Source organism: bacterium, assembly GCA_040755795.1.
Taxonomy (GTDB): domain Bacteria; phylum UBA9089; class CG2-30-40-21; order CG2-30-40-21; family SBAY01; genus JBFLXS01.
This window is the reverse complement of record JBFLXS010000271.1, coordinates 2,445-5,487: the sequence shown is the minus strand read 5'-3', so window position 1 is coordinate 5,487 and position 3,043 is coordinate 2,445. Positions and strand designations below refer to the sequence as shown.

At 39.4% G+C, this 3,043-nt stretch carries 3 protein-coding genes; all 3 read right to left on the bottom strand.

Going from position 1 to position 3,043, the window contains the following annotated elements; all coding sequences use genetic code 11:
- Positions 1–240: 240 nt before the first annotated feature.
- The 3 genes from glmM to AB1414_14485 all read right to left on the bottom strand — a co-directional run bounded on the left by glmM (position 241) and on the right by AB1414_14485 (position 2,824).
- On the bottom strand, positions 241–1,584 hold the full coding sequence (glmM, locus tag AB1414_14495) for a phosphoglucosamine mutase (protein MEW6608631.1): 1,344 nt from the start codon (positions 1,582–1,584) through the stop codon (positions 241–243).
- A 568-nt stretch (positions 1,585–2,152) separates the two neighbouring features.
- Positions 2,153–2,353, bottom strand: a complete 201-nt coding sequence (locus AB1414_14490) for a hypothetical protein (protein MEW6608630.1) — start codon at positions 2,351–2,353, stop codon at positions 2,153–2,155.
- Between the two features lie 45 nt (positions 2,354–2,398).
- A complete protein-coding gene (locus tag AB1414_14485) occupies positions 2,399–2,824 on the bottom strand; it encodes a retropepsin-like aspartic protease (protein MEW6608629.1) in 426 nt (141 codons plus the stop codon).
- Positions 2,825–3,043: the final 219 nt, after the last annotated feature.

Genomic DNA, 3,043 nt, shown 5'->3' with positions numbered 1-3,043 from the left:
ATAACTGAGGGATTACCGGCTGAGCTCAGGACGAAACTATTTAACCAATTACCAGTTACCAATTATCCGTTTGCAGGTTACGAAACCTGATGATGCCCCGTGCAAAACTTACTCAACACGACACTAGATTAAGACACCACCGAAATTTTAGGACTTCGCCAGACTCATTACCTTTCAGTTATACATTTTCATTTTACATTATCCATTTTACATTTAACCGCACAGGTGGAAAAATTTTCATTACACCCCTATTTTTTCTTTTATGATATTGGCGATATTGTTGGCTATTTTATTGATTTCATCTTCGGTAGGACCCTCTACCATCACTCGGGCTAAATATTCTGTTCCGGAATATCGCACTAATATTCTGCCTTCTTCTTTTAAAGATTCTTGTCCTGATTTAATGGCAGATTGGACTTCCTGGATAGACTCAAGCTCGGTTTTTTTGTCCTTAACCCGAATATTTATCAATACCTGTGGATATTTTTTCATTATTTGGGTTAATTTAGATAGAGGCAAGGAAGTTTTTTGCATAACGGTGAGAAGTTGCAAGGCAGTAACCATTCCATCTCCAGTAGGAAAATGGTTTAAAAATATAATATGGCCAGATTGTTCACCACCTAAAACAGCCTTTTTTTCTAACATCTGTTCAACAACATATCTATCGCCAACTTTAGTTGTAATTGTATCGATATTTAATCTTTTTAAAGCAAGATAAAATCCGATATTACTCATTACGGTGGTTACAACTAAGTTGTTATTTAACATTTCATTTTCTTTAAGGTGTTTGGCGCAGATAGCCATTATAAAATCGCCATCCACGATTTTTCCTTCTTCATCTATGGCAATTACCCTATCTCCATCCCCATCAAAACAAAGACCGATTGAGGCATTTTGATTTTTTACCATTTGGGCGGCTTTTTCTGGATGAAGTGAGCCACAATCAAAATTAATATTTTTCCCATCAGGCTGATAGTTCAAGGAAATAACCCCTGCCTTTATTTCTTGAAATAAGGTTGGTGCGATAAAACTTGTCGCTCCATTGGCACAATCAATAACCACTTTCATTCCCTTAAGAGATAATGAATCACCTGCCATTTCTTTTACAAAATTTAAGTATTGGGTATTTGCATCTTTTATTTCGATAACTCGACCAATATTTTCTGCGGGTGGATAGTTGAAATCTTCTGATAAGGCATTTTCTATTTCGTTTTCTATTTCATCTTTAAGTTTCAGCCCATCCGGGCCAAAGAATTTAATTCCATTATCCTGAAATGGGTTATGAGAAGCAGAGATAACAATGCCCGCACAGGCAGATAATGATTTTGTTAGATAGGCAATTGCCGGGGTAGGAAGAATGCCTACTTTCAGGACATCGCCACCTGCGGATGTAATTCCAGCAATTAAACCTGCCTCAAGCATATCTGAAGAAACGCGTGTGTCTTTTCCCACAACTATTTTTGCTTTTTCTCTTTGTGAAAGTTTCCTGGTGGCGGCAAATCCCAGTTGGACGGCAAATTGTCCAGTCATAGGATACTGATTAGCCACGCCCCGTATCCCGTCGGTACCAAATAATCCTGACATAACAAATAATCCCCTTTGGTAAGCGTTCAGCCACAGAGACACAGAGTTCACAGAGAATTAAGGAAATTAGTCACAAATGGATACGAATTAACCTCTAACATCCCATAAATGTAGTGCGAACCTTTAAGTTCGCCTTTTGGCTTGCCAGAAGCGAATCTAACGCCTCGCACTACAAATCTTTTCGACCTGTGCGGTTAGATTAACCTTCCTCACATCTTTTAAAACCACGAACGACCCACAAGTGGGTGCCCCGGAAGGGCACGAGGAATTATAAACCAAATCGTAACTATTCAGCCACAGATGGACACGGATGAAATACGGAAAAATTGGTGAGGCGTGTTGGGTATCCATGTCTGTAATCAGACTGAAGACTGAAGGGCTTTTCTTCTTCTAACTTCCACTTCCTTAATCCCCCGCCAGCGGGGGAGATTTCAGCTTCCATCAGCGGGAGGAACTCAAATTGGCAGTCTATAACAGTTATTATTCAAAACTTTACTTAGAATTAAATTTTCTACCAATATATCGTTCCTCCGGAACTGATTGATTTGTCTATCTATTCCTACCGATATTATGTTCCTAACGGAACGATTATTCTCATGGCTATGGGTATTATCCTTGTAAACTTCCAGTTAATAACCGCTATATAACCTAATCGCACAGGTCGAATCTTTTTGTATTTGTGTTCATTCGTGGTTATATATTCCCTCTGTGTTCTCTGTGACTCTGTGGCTATATCCTGAACGGTTACCCCCTTTGTAACTATACCCAAATAAATTGAGTTTGCAAATATTTTGCTCTAAACAGGAAGAAATCCTCAAGATAGATAGCATTCCACCACCATATGGTCAGGGGCATCTGGTCTTCCAGTAAGTCTTTGATTCTGGGGGTCAGGGTATAAGTCAAGCTGCTCCAGGACAATCTGACCAACCAGAGGCACAACATCTACTGGCAGCTCTAAAACCTGAAATCCTCCTTCTCTTCCTTGAATTTCAGCTCTTACTTCACTAAAGACCCTTCTTGTAACCATACCATTTGCTGTTCTAACCTCTCTTGTTCCAGATTGTTCAAGCCCCAATTCCTCAATAAGGGTTATAGGTAGAGAAAGCATTGTTGCCCCTGTATCAACCAGGGCATTATTAACCGTAATATCCCTGACTTCCTCCTCTTTAATTAGTCCACTCTTTGCCCTTACTTCATCAAAAAGGTTTCTTATTCTCATCCTTACCATAATTTTTCCCATTATCTTTACCTCCCTCTAATTTTGCGAATCTCCGTTCTCATCTATCTTCTAATGTCGTGTTGAACAAATAACGCACGGAATTTGATTCTGGTAACTGGTAATTAAATACCGTTTGGCTGATCCCAGGACGAAACTATTTAACCCGTTACCAATTATCCGTTTGCAGGTTATGAAATCTGATGATACGCCGTGCAAAACTTACTCAACACCACACTAACT